Here is a 13,756-nt window from a genome sequence, read left to right as displayed (position 1 = left end):
TACGACGACGGGCCTAGTCCCGGCCCCGGGTGCGGGTGGCCGGTTTGGGCGCCGGACGGGGACGTCGCCCGGCGCGGCGGGCCGGGGCGGCCGGGACGTCGGGTGCCTCGTCGACGGCGTCGGCCGCCGCCTCGGGCGCCGTCGTCGCCGGGGGGAGCGGACGACGGACCGCCCGCCGGGGACGGCGCGACGGGCGCCGGTCCCCCTCGATCCCGACGACCGGGTCGTGCCGGTCCAGGAACGCGCACAGCGCGGGCCACAGGCGGTCGCGGGACGCCCGGCCGCAGACCACCCCGAGGTGCCCGCCGGGCGCGGTCATCAGCGAGGTGTCCGCTCCGGAGAGCACCGTCGAGCCGAACCGCACCGCACGCGGAGGCACGACGACGTCGTCCTCGCCCGAGACCAGCAGCACCGGGCGGCGCAGGGCCCCGAGGTCGATCTGGCGGCCGCCGACCGACACCAGCCCCCGCTCCAGCTCCCCCGGCCCGACCATCGCGTGATAGGTCGCCCCGACCAGCTGGGCCTGTGCCCCGACCAGCGCGCGCAGGTCGTCGACCGCCTCGAGCTGGGCGAGGAAGTCCCGGTCGGCCAGGTGGGACAGGACCGTCAGTGGGGTGGTCACGAAGGCCCCGACCGCCCCGGCGGAGAGGAACTCGGGCACCGGCGGCACGGTCGGCACCAGGCCGAGCAGCGTCTGCAGGGTCGCGAGCACCGGGCCGCCCGCCGCGACCGCGAGCGGCCGTGGCGGGATGCTCTCCGGGACGTGGTCGAGCGCGAACGGCGTCGCGATCGCGGTGAGCGAGGCGATCGGGAGCGTGGGGTCGTCGGCCGCGGCGAGCAGCGAGGTCAGCGCGCCCACCGACCAGCCGATGACGTGCACCGGGGCGCCGTCGTGATGGGCGGACACCAGCCGCACGACGTGCGGGAGGATGTCGTCCACCCAGCGCGTGAGGTCCGACGGCGAGCCCGGGGACGGGGCGCCGTGCCCGACGAGGTCCTCGTCGTCGACCTGGTGCACGTGCCTGCCCTCGCCGACGAGGTGCTCGACGAGGCTGCACCCGCGGCGCAGGTCGAAGGCCACCCCGCAGGCGCCCAGCGGGGAGACGAGCAGCACGGGCGCACCGCGGAGCCGGGCGGTCGGGTGGACCGCGTACCGGTACGTGCTCACCTGCCCGGCGCGGGCCAGGCCGTGCGCCCGGCCGACGGCCCAGGCGTCCGGGTCCGTGGGGCCGGTGTCGATCGCGACGCGCGGCATCCGCCGCAGGTCCGCGATCGGCCCCTCGAGCACGCGGTCCCGGACGTTGGTCAGCGCACGCGCCAGCGTCCCCGGAGTGATCACGCAGGAACCCCCTCACCGGCGCCGCCCGTCCCGGACGCGCGTGATCGTGCCATCCGATCGTGCTCCGCGCCGGGCCGCCGGAGCTCAGGCCTGGTGCACGACTCCTGCGGCGCGCAGCTTCTCGACGCGGTCAGCGTCCAGACCCCACCCGGTGAGCGCCTCGACGGTGTGCTGTCCGGGCGACGCGGGCGGTGTCGGGGCGGCGCTCGGGGTGCGGTCGAAGCGGGGGGCGGGAGCGGGCTGGCGCACCCCGAAGGCCTCGGTGATCGTGCCGCGCGCGGTGATGTGGGGGTGCTCGGCGGCCTCCTCCATCTCGAGCACCGCGGCGACGCAGGCCTCGGTCGGCTCGAGGTCGGCGGCCCACTCGTCGCGGGTGCGGGTCGCGAAGACCTCCGCGAGCCGGGCGGTGAACTCCGGCCAGCGCTTCAGGTCCCACTGGCCGGTGGCGATGTCCTCGCCCTCGAGTCCGAGCCCGGACATCAGCGCGGCGTAGAACTGCGGCTCGATGGCGCCGACGGCCACGTACCTGCCGTCGGAGCAGCGGTAGTTCTCGTAGAACGGTGCGCCGCCGTCGAGCAGGTTGCGCCCGCGGCCGCCCGGCCACAGTCCCTGTCCCCGCAGCGCGTAGATCATCGCCATCTGCAGCGCGCCGCCGTCGACGATCGCGGCGTCGACGGTCTGCCCGCGGCCCGAGGTGGACCGCTCGACGAGCGCCCCGAGGACGCCGACGACCAGGAGCATGCCGCCGCCGCCGAAGTCGCCGACGAGGTTCATCGGGATGCCGGGGGCACCCTCGGGGCCCTCCACGTGCCCGACGACGCCCGCCGTGGCCAGGTAGGTGAGGTCGTGGCCGGCCCGCTGGGCCTGCGGACCGTCCTGGCCCCAGCCGGTCATGCGGCCGAAGACGAGGCCGGGGTTGCGCTCGTGGCAGACCTCCGGGCCGAAGCCCAGCCGTTCCGCGACGCCGGGCCGGAAGCCCTCGATGAGCACGTCCGCCTCGGCGACGAGGTCGAGCAGGACCTCGACGCCCTCGGCGGACTTGAGGTCGAGAGCCGCGGAGCGACGGCCGCGCGCGAGGACGTCCTTGGACGGGTCGCCGAGCTGCAGGCCGCCGCCGGAGGTGCGGTCGATCCGCAGGACGTCGGCGCCCATGTCGGCGAGCACCATCCCGGCGAACGGGCCGGGACCGATCCCGGCCACCTCGATCACCTTGACGCCGTCGAGCACACCCATGCGTTCGTCTCCCGTCTCTCGCGACCCGTCGTCGGGAACCCTACGAGGCAGTCAGCCCTGACCGGTAGTGATCCCCGGAACGAACGAACGGCTCGTTCGTCACCATCGAGGGTGACGAACGAGCCGTTCGTCCCGGAGCGTCGAGCGCGACTCAGGCCGAGTCGCGCAGGTTCTGCCCCTTCTCGGCCTTGGCGACCAGCGAGGCGGGCGGGTTGAACCGGTCCCCGTAGGCCTTGGCGAGGATGCGCGAGCGCTCGACGAAGCCGGGCAGGCCGCCCGGGTAGCCGTCGATGTACTGCGCCACGCCACCGGTCCACGCCGGGAAGCCGATGCCCATGATCGAGCCGATGTTGGCGTCGGCGATGGTGTGCAGCACGCCCTCGTCGAAGCACTTCACGGTCTCGAGCGCCTCGGCGAAGAGCATGCGCTCACGCATGTCCTCGAACGGCAGGTCGCCGGTCGCGGCGCCGAACTCGGACGAGAGACCCGACCAGAGCGCGGTCCGCTTGCCCTCGGCGTCGTAGGAGTAGAACCCGGAACCGGAGGAGCGGCCCTTGCGGCCGAGCTCGACCATGCGGTCGATGATCGCGTCGGCCGGGTGCGCGACCCAGGTGCCGCCGGCGGCCTCCACGCCCTTCCTGGTCTCCTCGCGGATGTGCTGCGGGAGCGTCAGGGTCAGCTCGTCCATCAGCTGCAGCGGCGGGGCGGGGTAGCCCGCCTGCGAGCCGGCCTGCTCGATCGACGACGGCGCCGCGCCCTCGGCCAGCATCGCCACGGCCTCGTTGACGAACGTGCCGATCACGCGGCTGGTGAAGAACCCGCGGGAGTCGGAGACGACGATCGGGGTCTTCTTGATCTGCAGCGCGATGTCGACGGCCTTGGCCAGCGTGGCGTCGGACGTCTTCTCGCCGCGGATGATCTCCAGCAGCGGCATCTTGTCGACCGGTGAGAAGAAGTGCAGGCCGACGAAGTCCTCGGGCCGGTCGACGCCGGTCGCGAGGTCGGTGATCGGCAGCGTCGAGGTGTTCGAGCCCAGCACCGCGTCGGGCGCCAGGTGCGGCATGATCTCGGCGAAGACCTTCTTCTTGAGGTCGGGGCTCTCGAAGACGGCCTCGATGACGAGGTCGGCGCCGGAGGCGTCCTCGGGCTTCTCGGTCGGGGTGATCCGGGCGAGGACCGCGTCGGCCTTCTCCTGGGTCGACTTCCCGCGCGAGACGGCCTTGTCGAGGATCTTCTTCGAGTAGTCCTTGCCCTTCTCGGCGTTGGCCAGGGCGACGTCCTTGAGGACGACGTCGATGCCGGCCATCGCGCAGGAGTACGCGATGCCCGCGCCCATCATCCCGGCGCCGAGCACGACGACCTTGCGGGCGGTGTGCTTGTCGTAGCCGGAGGGTCGCGAACCGCCCTTGTTGATCGACTGCAGGTCGAAGAAGAACGCGTTGATCATGTTCGTCGAGACCTGGCCGACGACGAGGTCCGCGAAGTAGCGCGACTCGATCTTCGCGGCGTTGTCGATGTCGACCTGCGAGCCCTCGACCGCCGCGCACATGATGTTGTACGGCGCCGGCATCGGGGCGTTCTTGAGCTGCTTGCGCAGGTTGGCCGGGAAGGCCGGGAGGTTCGCCGCGAACGCCGGCGTCGACGGCGTGCCGCCGGGGATCTTGTAGCCCTTCACGTCCCACGGCTGGGCGGCCTCGGGGTTGTCCTTCACCCACTGCTTGGCCTTCGCCAGCAGGTCCTCGGGCGAGTCCACCACCTCGTCGACGAGCCTGGCCTCGAGGGCGTCCTTCGGGTTGCGCTGCTGGCCCTGGAGCAGGACCTGCATGAGGGCGTCGGCGATGCCGAGCAGGCGCACCGTGCGCACCACGCCGCCGCCGCCGGGCAGCAGGCCGAGGGTGACCTCCGGGAGGCCGATCTTCGAGCCCTTGGCGTCGAGGGCGATGCGGTGGTGGGTGGCCAGCGCGATCTCGAGGCCACCGCCGAGCGCGGCACCGTTGATCGCCGCGACCACCGGCTTGCCGAGGGTCTCGAGGCGGCGCAGCGCGGCCTTGATCTGCTGCGAGTTGTCGTAGACCCGCTGGGCCTCGGAGGCGCCGTAGTTGCGCAGGTCCTCGAGGTTGCCGCCCGCGAAGAAGGTCTTCTTCGCCGAGGTCAGCACGACGCCGGTGATCGAGTCCTTCTCGGACTCGAGCCGGTCCAGCGTCGTCTCGAAGTCCCGCCCGAAGCGGTCGTTCATCGTGTTGGCCGAGGCGTCCGGGTCGTCCATCGTCAGCGTGACGATGCCGTCGGCGTCCGCGTCCCACCGGAACATGTTGTCGCTCACTGCTCTTCGTGCTCCTTCTGCGCTGAGGGGGTGGTGGGAGGCGGGATCAGACGCGCTCGACGATGGTCGCGACGCCCATGCCGCCGCCGATGCACAGCGTGACGATGGCGCGGCGCAGGTCGCGGCGCTCGAGCTCGTCGACCATCGTGCCCATGATCATCGCGCCGGTGGCCCCGAGCGGGTGGCCCATCGCGATGGCGCCGCCCATGACGTTGGTGCGGTCGTGCGGGAAGCCCAGGTCCTTCATGAGCTTCATCGGCACGGCGGCGAACGCCTCGTTGATCTCGAGGAGGTCGATGTCGTCGATCGTCAGGCCGGCCTTGGCGAGCACCTTGTGGCACGCGGGGGTCGGGCCCGTGAGCATGATCGTCGGGTCGGCGCCGGTGACCGCGGTCGCGACGATGCGGGCGCGCGGCGTCAGGCCGTTGCGCTTGCCCGCCTCCTCGCTGCCCATCAGCACGAGGGCGGCGCCGTCGACGATGCCCGACGAGTTGCCGCCGTGGTGCACGTGGTTGATCGACTCGATCCAGTGGTACTTCTGCAGCGCCACCGCGTCGAAGCCGCCCATCTCGCCGATGCCGGCGAACGAGGGCTTCAGGCCGGAGAGGCCCTCCATCGTGGTCTCACGCATGTGCTCGTCGTGGTCGAGGATCGTCAGGCCGTTGCGGTCCTTGACGGGCACGATCGAGCGGTCGAACGCGCCGTCGGCCCAGGCCTTCGCGGCGCGGGTCTGGGACTCGAGCGAGTACGCGTCGACGTCCTCGCGGGAGAAGCCCTCCATCGTGGCGATGAGGTCGGCCCCGATGCCCTGCGGGACGAAGCCGGTCTCGAAGTTGGTCTCCGGGTCCATGGCCCACGGCCCGCCGTCGGAGGCCATGGGGACGCGCGACATCGACTCGACGCCACCGCCGATGAGCAGGTCCTCCCAGCCCGAGGCGACGCGCTGCGCGACCTGGTTCACGGCCTCGAGGCCGGAGGCGCAGAAGCGGTTGAGCTGGACGCCACCCGTGGTGTCGGGGTAGCCCGCGGCGATGGTCGCGGTGCGCGCGATGTCGCCGCCCTGGTCTCCGATCGGGGAGACACAGCCGAGCACCACGTCCTCGATCTGCTCCGGGCTCATCTCCGGGTTGCGCGTGCGGAGCTCGTCGAGCAGGCCGACGACCAGGGACACGGGCTTGACCGAGTTCAGCGACCCGGTCGACTTGCCCCGCCCGCGCGGCGTGCGGATGGCGTCGTAGATGTATGCCTCGGTCACGGGTGGCATTCCCTTCACACGGCTCGAGCGGGGCGGGCCGCCCAGCGCTCCTGACAGTCATGATGGACTGTTTGTGGCGGCTGTCAACGGGCGGCGCAAGGTCCGTGCAGTGACGTTACCGGCGAGTAGCCATGACCGGAAGGCATGGCCCTCGCCGGGGTCGCCCGAGGTGGCCCGGAGGTGTCGCGGTGACGGTCAGCGTTGACCGTCAGGTGTCATGTCGGCGACGATCGTGCACCGTCGGCGCACGGGGGCGGCACGGATGACGGGAGCGGGACGCATGACGGCAGGGCGCGCCGGGGACGCGGATCCGGTGCTCGACACGGCCACCGACGACTCGTCGGAGCAGGCGCCCGCCCGCCGGCCGGCCGGCCCTCGTCGCTCCCGCGAGCAGCGCACGTCCGACAGCCGCCAGCGCATCCTCGACGCCGCCGTCTCCTGCCTCGTCGAGTCCGGGTACGCGCGCACCACGACGCTGACCATCCAGGCCCGCGCGGGCGTGTCGCGCGGCCGGTTGCTGCACCACTTCCCGTCGAAGGAGACGCTGCTCGTCGCCGCCGCCCAGCACCTCGCTGCGACGCGGTTCGCCTCCGACGGGCTGGCCGCGGCCGACCTCCCCGCCGCCGACGACGACCCGGACAGGCGCATCGACCGCGTCGTCGACGAGATGTGGTCGACGTTCCGGCAGCCCTACTTCTGGGCGTCGGTGGAGCTGTGGACGGCGGCGCGGACCGACCCGGCGCTGGCGACGGCGCTGCTGCCCGCCGAGCGGCGCCTGGGTGCGGCGATCCGGCAGACCCTCGACGCGGTGTTCGAGCGCCACCTCGACGACGAGAACTACCCGACGGTGCGCGAGATGCTGCTGACGAGCATGCGCGGCGTGGCCATGACGTACGGGTTCGACCCGCGCGACCACGCCACCGATCCGCACCTCGCGCAGTGGAAGCAGATGGCGAAGGCGCTGCTGCGCACGTGAGTGGATGTGGACGTCCCGACGTCCACTTCCACTCACATGGCGCGGAGCGCCCGCGCGTAGGCCTCCGGGGTGCGGCCGAGCGCGGCCCGGAAGTCGCGCACCAGGTGGGCCTGGTCGGCGTAGCCGAGCGCACCCGCGACGTCGGACCACGCCACCCGCTCGCCGTTCCGGACCGACTCGGCGGCCTCGAGCAGGCGGTAGCGACGCAGCACCCAGGTCGGGGACACCCCGGCGTGGCGGGCGAACAGGCGCTGCAGGGCGCGCGGGGTGACGCCGGCGCGCGCGGCGAGGTCGTCGAGGCGGCGCACGTCGCGGTCGGTCTCGGCGATCCGCGCGACGGCGGCGACCTCCCGCGCCTGCGCGACGACGCCCGGGTCGGCCTTAGCGAGCACACCCTCGAGTGCCCCGGCGAGCACCGCGACGCGGGCCGGTTCGCGGGCCTCGTCGCCACTCTCCCCGGCACCGGTGACCGCGGCGACCAGGGACCCGCCGTCGAGCCCGGGGACGACGTCGACGTCGACGACCCGTCCGACCAGCGTCGACACCGGATCGCGGGCGAACGCCCCGAACCCGCCGACCGTCGTCATCATCGCGACGGTCCAGCCGCGACCGGCGAGCTCGCGGTCGACGAGGTCGGTCGCCACCCCGGTCACCCGCGCCTCGGGCGCCATCGCGCCGCTGCGGGCGTCGGGGGTGCCGACGGAGAGGTTGACCGAGGGGTGGGTGAGCACCTCCTGGCGATGCGCGGTCCCGTCCGGGAGGTCCCAGCGCACGGCCCAGAACCGGTCGACGAGCCCGTCGAGCGCCGGCGTCGGCGGGTGGCGCGTGAACGCGACCCGACTGCGCAGCAGCCAGGGGTCGAGGATCCCCCTGCTGTCGCGCTCCACGGGGGCGGGCCCGGTCACGCGGCCAGACTAGGACGCCGGCCCGTCGCGATTGTTCAATCCAGCGCACGCCGCGGCCGGAAGACTGACCGTCATGAGCGGAACTGAGACCGTCGCGGACACCCGGGCCCACCTGAACGCCGTCCTGACCGATCTCGCCCGGGTCGTCGACGGCATCGACGGCGCCGAGCGGGCCGCGGCCACGCCCTGCACCGAGTACGACGTCGCGACGTTGCTCGACCACGTCGTCGGCTGGCTGGACACGTTCAGCGCCGGGTACGCCGACCCCGAGGGCCGGGCCCCGCGCGCGGACCTCTCCGGCTACCGCGCGCCCGACGACGCCGCGGCAGCCGTCCGGGACGCCGCCGCGACCCTGGACCGCGCGCTCGCCGCCGGCGCCGCCACCCGCCCCCTGACGCTCGGGGAGGCGGCGATGCCGGGCGAGATGGCGCTGTCGATGATCCTGTGGGAGTACCAGGTGCACGGCTGGGACCTCGCGGTCGCGACGGGGCAGCCGTGGTCCCCGCCGGACGCGGGCCTCGAGGCGTCGCTGGTGTTCGCGCCGATGATGCTCACCGACGACTACCAGGGCGAGGGCAAGACGTTCGGGCCGCGGGTCGCCGTCGCCGACGACGCCCCGGCGCTCGACCGGCTCGTCGCGATCTCGGGCCGCGACCCCGGCTGGTCCCGCTAGGCCGGTCCCGAGACACCGAGACACCGAGACACCGAGACACCGAGACACCGAGATTCCGAGCGAGGGGCCCCTTCGGTCGATTAGATCGACCGAAGGGGCCCTTCGCTCAGAACGACGAAGCCGCAGAACGACGGCGGAGCGGTCAGAGCTGACCGCTCAGCCGAGGACGATCCGCCCGATGATCTCCTTCATGATCTCGGTGGTGCCGCCGTAGATGGTCTGCACGCGGTTGTCCAGGTATGCCTTCGCGACCGGGTACTCGCGCATGTAGCCGTACCCGCCGTGCAGCTGGAGGCACTGGTCGATGACCTCCTTGGCGGTCTCGGTCGCCCAGTACTTCGCCATCGACGCCTCGGCCGGCCCGAGCTTCTTCGCGTTCAGCTCGGTGATGCAGCGGTCGACGAACGCCCGGGTGACCGCCAGCTTCGTCGTGAGCTCGGCGACCTTGAATCGGGTGTTCTGCAGCGAGGCGATCGGCCGACCGAACGCCTTGCGGTCCTTCACGTAGGTGATCGTGTCCTCGAGGACCTTCTCGGCGCCCGCCGTCGACGCGATCGCGATCGACATCCGCTCGCGGGGCAGGTTCTGCATCAGGTACATGAACCCCTTCCCCTCCTCGCCGATGAGGTTCGACGCGGGGACGCGGCAGTCGGTGAACGAGAGCTCGGCGGTGTCCTGCGCGACCATGCCGATCTTGTCGAGGTGACGGCCGCGCTCGAAGCCCGGCGTGTCCCGCTCGACGGCGATGAGGCTGAAGCCGTGCGACCCGGCCTCGGCGTCGGTCTTCGCGACGACGACCACCAGGTCGCTCATGATCCCGTTGGTGATGAAGGTCTTGGCGCCGTTGATGACCCACTCGTCACCGTCGCGGACGGCCTTGGTCTGGATGCCCTGCAGGTCGGAGCCGGTGCCGGGCTCCGTCATGGCGATCGCGGTGATCATCTCGCCGGAGCAGAACCGCGGGAGCCAGCGCTCCTTCTGCTCCTCGGTCGTCAGCTCGGTGAGGTAGGGCGTCACGACGTCGTTCGCCAGCGGGAACCCGAGCCCGGAGAACCCGCTGCGCGAGATCTCCTCGGTCAGGATCCACAGGAACGTCAGGTCGTCGGTCCCGCCGCCGCCGAAGCGCTCCTCGACGTCGACACCGAGCAGGCCGGTCTTGCCCGCCGCCAGCCAGACGTCGCGGCTGACGTGGCCCTGCGACTCCCAGTCCGCGTGGTACGGCGCGACCTCCTTCTCCAGGAAGTCCCGCACCATCTCCCGGAAGGCTCGGTGCTCGTCGTTGAAGATCGTGCGCTCCACCCGGGGCTCCTCCCGTCCGGATTTGCTACTGCTCGGTAAGCGTCCTCGTTCCGACCCGTAACGGTCAACCCTGACTCTTCCGTGTCCTCGGTCGCTCCGGTTACCGTGCCGCGTCGCGCCGTGTCCGGGATCACCGGATGCCCGATCTGTCCGTTCCTACCAGGAGGTGCCGTGGCCCCGTTCCGGCTCACCGACATCGTCCGTGACCACGCCCGCGACCGCGGTGACGTCACGGCGCTCACCGGCGGCGACCGCTCGGTGACGTACGCCGAGCTCGAGGAGCGGTCGGCGCGGATCGCCACCGGGCTGCGGGAGCTGGGGGTCGGCGAGGGCGGCCGGGTGGTGTGGATCGGCAAGAACGCGGTCGAGTTCTTCGAGCTGCTCTTCGCCGCGGCGGCCGTCCGGGCCGCCGTCGCGCCGCTCAACCTCCGGCTCACCCCGGCCGAGCTGATCGACCTCGCCGACGACGCCGAGGCCGGGCTCGTCGTCCTCGGTCCGGACTTCGCGGGGCTGCGCGAGCAGCTGGCGCGCCCGGGCCGGCGCGTGCTCGTCGTCGGCGACGACTACGAGGGCTGGGTGGACGGCCTCACCGACCGGACCGAGCCCACGTCGGACTCGGCCTCCGAGGACGCCGTCCTGCAGCTCTACACCTCCGGCACGACGGGCCGGGCCAAGGGCGTGCTGCTCTCGCACGACAACTTCGGCTCGCTCCTCTCGGTGGGCGGGCACTGGAGCTTCGACGACGAGTCCGTCGGCATGGTCGCCATGCCGCTGTTCCACATCGGCGGGTCCGGGTTCGCGCTGGTCTGTCTGGCGTTCGGGGCGCGCGTCGTGCTCGTCGCCGACATCGTCCCCGACCAGCTGCTCGACACCATGGAGCGCGAGGGGATCACCAACGCCTTCCTGGTCCCGGCCGTGCTGCAGTTCCTCTGCCAGGTGCCCGGCGCCGCGGACCGCGACTGGTCGAAGCTGCGGGCCGTCGCCTACGGCGCCTCGCCGATCACCGGTGCCGTGCTCAACCGGGTTCTCGAGACCTTCCGCGTCCCGCTCTTCCAGGTCTACGGCTCCACCGAGACCACCGGCGCGATCACCCAGCTCGAGCCCGAGGACCACGACCCCGACGGCCCGCGCGCCCACCTCATGCGCTCGGCGGGCCGGGCGTACCCGTGGGTCGAGCTCAAGGTCGTCGACACCGCGGACGACAAGGACCAGCCCGCGAACGAGGTCGGCGAGATCTGGATCCGCTCCGCGCAGGTGACCGCGGGCTACTGGCAGCGGCCCGAGGAGACCGCGAAGGCGCTGACCGCCGACGGCTGGTTCCGTACCGGCGACGGCGGCTACCTCGACGACGAGGGCTACCTGTTCCTCACCGACCGGATCAAGGACATGATCGTCACCGGCGCGGAGAACGTGTATCCGATCGAGGTGGAGAACGTCGTCGCGCAGCATCCGGCGGTCGCCGACGTCGCCGTGATCGGGGTTCCCGACGACCGGTGGGGCGAGACCGTGAAGGCCGTCGTCGTGGCGGCGGAGGGGCACTCGATCGACCCGGACGAGCTCCTGGCGTGGACGAAGGAGCGGATCGCGGGCTTCAAGCGACCGCGATCGGTCGAGATCGTGGGCGAGCTGCCCCGGAACGCGTCCGGGAAGATTCTCAAGAAGGACCTCCGTGCCCGGTACGTGACTCCCGACGGGGGCTAGGCGCCCGACACCGCGGGGCACGGGGGCCGCTGCTGCGGGACAATCCACCATGACCGACGCACGCGACACGGCGGAGAAGGCGCTGCGGGACGCCACCGCTGCCCTGACCTCCGGCATCGAGGCCAACCGCGGCGCGGACCCCATCGCTCCCGCCGAGGCCGCCGAGCTCGCCTACTACATCGCCGAGACCCTCGACACGGTCGTCGCTCTGCTCGACACCGTCGACCTGCGCCCCGCGCCCAAGACCTCGACCGAACAGACCCTCGAGGGTGCGGCCCGGCACGTCCACGAGGCGGCGGGCCTGGCCCACGTCGCCGCGCAGCGCTACAAGCCGCACCGGCGACCGACCTGGGACGGCGGCTCCACCGGTTGAGACGAGCCCGGAGGGCGCCCGACCGGCGGCCGTGTCCGGGCCGTGTCCGGCCGGCCGGTCCCGAGAAGCCGCCGTGAGGCGCACACTCGGTAGCGGCGCCGGGGGCGAGGAGGGCGTCCCGGACGGGCTGGTGAGGACCATGGGCGAGCGCTCGGAGGCTCCGGTGGCGCGTGACGCCGCCGCCCTGACGGCCCGGCAGGGCCTTCCCGAGCGCGTCGGCCGGACGGAGGCGGACGCCGCGGCGTACGCCGAAGCCCGCGCCGCCGCCGCGGACGTCCGGGACGCGGCCGCAGACGCCCGGGACATGGCCGCGGACGAACGCGACGCCCGGGCGGACGCCAGGGAAGTGGTCGCCGACGAGCGGGACGAGGCCGCCGACCGGCGGGAGGCCGACGCCGACCGACGGGAGGAGCAGGCCGACGCGCGCGAGCGACGGGCCGACGCGCGGGAGTCCGCCCTGGAGGGCATGGCACGGGCGCTGGGGGCGACGCCGATCGATCAGCTCGACCGGGCGGAAGCGGTCCTGAACCGTGCCGCCGAGGCGGCCGCGCGGGCCGCGGCCCGGGTCGACCGCTCGCGGGAGGCGCTGCGCCGCTCCCGACAGCAGGCCAGCCGCCATCAGGACGAGATCGTCCGCGAGACCGTCATGGTGATGTCGGCCCGGGCGGACGCGGCCGGCGCCGACGTGCGATGGCTCGCCGCCCGGCTCGCCAGCACCGCGGACGATGTCGCGACGACCCTCGACCAGGTCGCGGACACCAGGGACTCCCGGGCGAACCAGGCCGACGCGGCCGAGTCCGAGCGGCGGCGGGAGGCCGCGCAACGGGCACGGGACGTCGCCGCCGACGAGCGCCGTGAGGGCCGGGAGCTGCGCGCGAGGTGGAACCTGCCCCCGGAGTGACCGCGGCCGCCGTGACGCCGGGGACACGCGGACGGGGCGGATCCCCGGGCCAAGTGGATCTAGGACGGCCCGGTCGGGAATACTTAGCGTGCGCGATACAAGTCGGCCGCTGGGGAGCTGGTCGACCGTCGCGGGTGGAGGCTCTGTCTCCGGCTCTCGGGGGAGTCGGGGACAGGGTCGCGAGCTCGGATCCCACGCCCCGGGCGAGGACCGCGTCGTCCGATGATCGTCCGGGGTCGTTCCATTCTCGGGGGGCGAGGAGCAGAGTCTCCGCCCATGACCGACGCCGAGACCGTGGCCGTGACCGCCCTGCGCGAAGCCGCGAGTGCGTTGCGGAAGGGGTCGGAGTCCGAGGGGGCGGAGGGCGAGCTGCCGGAGAACGCCAAGCCCGCGCTCGCCGGCGAGATCGCCCACGTCCTCGACGGCATGGTCCGCCTGCTCCGCACGGTCGATCTCGACCCCGCCCCCACGACGCAGGCGGGACACAACCTCCACGCGGTCCTCGAGCACCTCACCGCCGGCTCGACCCTGGCCCGCACCGTCGGTCGCGACAGTCCGTCGACCCCGCCGGGGGCGCCGTGACGCGAGCGCAGTGCCGCCCAGCCGGAGATCGTTCCTGAACCGATCCATCGATCATGACCGTGTTTCCCCATCTCAGGGGCCGGGCACGCTCCTGACAACAGGCCACCGGCGGACTCGGGGGATCGATCCCGTGGCCCTACCGCTGGCCGGTCCCGCTCCTGGGCGCTGGGGAGCCGCTCAGGAGCGGGACCGGCCG

The 13,756-nt window shown here is 72.9% G+C and carries 12 protein-coding genes; 6 read left to right on the top strand and 6 right to left on the bottom strand.

The window, feature by feature from the left end; translation table 11 throughout:
* Positions 1 to 13: 13 nt before the first annotated feature.
* The 4 genes from LQ327_RS04245 to LQ327_RS04230 all read right to left on the bottom strand — a co-directional run bounded on the left by LQ327_RS04245 (position 14) and on the right by LQ327_RS04230 (position 6,159).
* A complete protein-coding gene (locus LQ327_RS04245) occupies positions 14 to 1,339 on the bottom strand; it encodes an alpha/beta fold hydrolase (protein ID WP_230730284.1) in 1,326 nt (441 codons plus the stop codon).
* Positions 1,340 to 1,423: 84 nt separating this feature from the next.
* Positions 1,424 to 2,572: a CaiB/BaiF CoA transferase family protein gene (locus tag LQ327_RS04240; protein WP_230730283.1), complete on the bottom strand. Its 1,149-nt coding sequence runs from the start codon at positions 2,570 to 2,572 to the stop codon at positions 1,424 to 1,426.
* Positions 2,573 to 2,723: 151 nt separating this feature from the next.
* Complete coding sequence (locus LQ327_RS04235) at positions 2,724 to 4,883, bottom strand: 3-hydroxyacyl-CoA dehydrogenase NAD-binding domain-containing protein (protein WP_269069469.1); 2,160 nt, start codon at positions 4,881 to 4,883, stop codon at positions 2,724 to 2,726.
* A gap of 58 nt (positions 4,884 to 4,941) precedes the next feature.
* Entirely contained in the window at positions 4,942 to 6,159 is a 1,218-nt protein-coding gene (locus LQ327_RS04230) for an acetyl-CoA C-acetyltransferase (protein WP_230730281.1), read from the bottom strand.
* Between the two features lie 271 nt (positions 6,160 to 6,430).
* On the opposite strand from LQ327_RS04230, the gene LQ327_RS04225 reads away from it, so the two are divergent.
* Positions 6,431 to 7,126: a TetR/AcrR family transcriptional regulator gene (locus LQ327_RS04225; protein WP_230730280.1), complete on the top strand. Its 696-nt coding sequence runs from the start codon at positions 6,431 to 6,433 to the stop codon at positions 7,124 to 7,126.
* 32 nt (positions 7,127 to 7,158) lie between these two features.
* On the opposite strand, the gene LQ327_RS34550 is transcribed toward LQ327_RS04225, so the two are convergent.
* Positions 7,159 to 8,031, bottom strand: a complete 873-nt coding sequence (locus LQ327_RS34550) for a helix-turn-helix domain-containing protein (RefSeq protein ID WP_230730279.1) — start codon at positions 8,029 to 8,031, stop codon at positions 7,159 to 7,161.
* Positions 8,032 to 8,104: 73 nt separating this feature from the next.
* Here LQ327_RS34550 and LQ327_RS04215 point away from each other — a divergent pair, with 73 nt between their 5' ends.
* The gene (locus tag LQ327_RS04215) at positions 8,105 to 8,704 is read left to right on the top strand and encodes a TIGR03086 family metal-binding protein (RefSeq protein ID WP_230730278.1); all 600 of its coding nucleotides are present in this window, start codon (positions 8,105 to 8,107) and stop codon (positions 8,702 to 8,704) included.
* A 156-nt stretch (positions 8,705 to 8,860) separates the two neighbouring features.
* Here LQ327_RS04215 and LQ327_RS04210 read toward each other — a convergent pair whose 3' ends face one another.
* Complete coding sequence (locus LQ327_RS04210; protein WP_308286244.1) at positions 8,861 to 10,003, bottom strand: acyl-CoA dehydrogenase family protein; 1,143 nt, start codon at positions 10,001 to 10,003, stop codon at positions 8,861 to 8,863.
* A 171-nt stretch (positions 10,004 to 10,174) separates the two neighbouring features.
* Between LQ327_RS04210 and LQ327_RS04205 the strand changes: the two genes are divergently transcribed.
* From LQ327_RS04205 to LQ327_RS04190, 4 genes are all read left to right on the top strand, one after another.
* Complete coding sequence (locus LQ327_RS04205) at positions 10,175 to 11,704, top strand: long-chain-fatty-acid--CoA ligase (RefSeq protein ID WP_230730277.1); 1,530 nt, start codon at positions 10,175 to 10,177, stop codon at positions 11,702 to 11,704.
* Positions 11,705 to 11,753: 49 nt separating this feature from the next.
* Complete coding sequence (locus tag LQ327_RS04200; protein ID WP_230730276.1) at positions 11,754 to 12,077, top strand: hypothetical protein; 324 nt, start codon at positions 11,754 to 11,756, stop codon at positions 12,075 to 12,077.
* Positions 12,078 to 12,150: 73 nt separating this feature from the next.
* Positions 12,151 to 12,978, top strand: coding sequence for a hypothetical protein (locus tag LQ327_RS04195; protein ID WP_230730275.1), 828 nt, complete (start codon positions 12,151 to 12,153; stop codon positions 12,976 to 12,978).
* A gap of 276 nt (positions 12,979 to 13,254) precedes the next feature.
* The gene (locus LQ327_RS04190) at positions 13,255 to 13,560 is read left to right on the top strand and encodes a hypothetical protein (protein WP_230730274.1); all 306 of its coding nucleotides are present in this window, start codon (positions 13,255 to 13,257) and stop codon (positions 13,558 to 13,560) included.
* The last annotated feature ends 196 nt before the right edge of the window (positions 13,561 to 13,756 follow it).

This window comes from Actinomycetospora endophytica (assembly GCF_021026375.1).
GTDB classification, from domain to species: domain Bacteria; phylum Actinomycetota; class Actinomycetes; order Mycobacteriales; family Pseudonocardiaceae; genus Actinomycetospora; species Actinomycetospora endophytica.
This window is presented reverse-complemented; position numbering and strand designations above follow the sequence as displayed.

Coding starts and splice junctions, on each gene's coding strand:
- LQ327_RS04240 (WP_230730283.1), bottom strand. CDS start 2,572: ATGGGTGTGCTCGACGGCGTCAAGGTGATCGAGGTGGCCGGGATCGGT.
- LQ327_RS04235 (WP_269069469.1), bottom strand. CDS start 4,883: ATGTTCCGGTGGGACGCGGACGCCGACGGCATCGTCACGCTGACGATG.
- LQ327_RS04230 (WP_230730281.1), bottom strand. CDS start 6,159: ATGCCACCCGTGACCGAGGCATACATCTACGACGCCATCCGCACGCCG.
- LQ327_RS04225 (WP_230730280.1), top strand. CDS start 6,431: ATGACGGCAGGGCGCGCCGGGGACGCGGATCCGGTGCTCGACACGGCC.
- LQ327_RS04215 (WP_230730278.1), top strand. CDS start 8,105: ATGAGCGGAACTGAGACCGTCGCGGACACCCGGGCCCACCTGAACGCC.
- LQ327_RS04200 (WP_230730276.1), top strand. CDS start 11,754: ATGACCGACGCACGCGACACGGCGGAGAAGGCGCTGCGGGACGCCACC.
- LQ327_RS04190 (WP_230730274.1), top strand. CDS start 13,255: ATGACCGACGCCGAGACCGTGGCCGTGACCGCCCTGCGCGAAGCCGCG.